Source organism: Vibrio agarilyticus (assembly GCF_012641465.1).
GTDB lineage: Bacteria > Pseudomonadota > Gammaproteobacteria > Enterobacterales > Vibrionaceae > Vibrio > Vibrio agarilyticus.
Genome location: NZ_JABAIK010000062.1, coordinates 1 through 597, shown reverse-complemented (window position 1 = coordinate 597; position 597 = coordinate 1). Strand labels below are relative to the sequence as shown.

Genomic DNA, 597 nt, shown 5'->3' with positions numbered 1-597 from the left:
ATCCGGCAAACAAACCACCGCTGGTAGCGGTGGTTTTTTTGTTTGCAAGCAGCAGCCTAGATCCTTTTAAATTAAAAATGAAGTTTTAAATCAATCTAAAGTATATATGAGTAAACTTGGTCTGACAGTTACCAATGCTTAATCAGTGAGGCACCTATCTCAGCGATCTGTCTATTTCGTTCATCCATAGTTGCCTGACTCCCCGTCGTGTAGATAACTACGATACGGGAGGGCTTACCATCTGGCCCCAGTGCTGCAATGATACCGCGAGACCCACGCTCACCGGCTCCAGATTTATCAGCAATAAACCAGCCAGCCGGAAGGGCCGAGCGCAGAAGTGGTCCTGCAACTTTATCCGCCTCCATCCAGTCTATTAATTGTTGCCGGGAAGCTAGAGTAAGTAGTTCGCCAGTTAATAGTTTGCGCAACGTTGTTGCCATTGCTGCAGGCATCGTGGTGTCACGCTCGTCGTTTGGTATGGCTTCATTCAGCTCCGGTTCCCAACGATCAAGGCGAGTTACATGATCCCCCATGTTGTGCAAAAAAGCGGTTAGCTCCTTCGGTCCTCCGATCGTTGTCAGAAGTAAGTTGGCCGCA

The 597-nt window shown here is 48.6% G+C and carries 1 protein-coding gene; it reads right to left on the bottom strand.

Translation table 11 applies throughout. The annotated features are described in order from the left end of the window. Positions 1-128: 128 nt before the first annotated feature. Positions 129-597: serine hydrolase (locus tag HGP28_RS19015; protein WP_168837987.1), on the bottom strand; the 469-nt coding region annotated here is incomplete at its 5' end.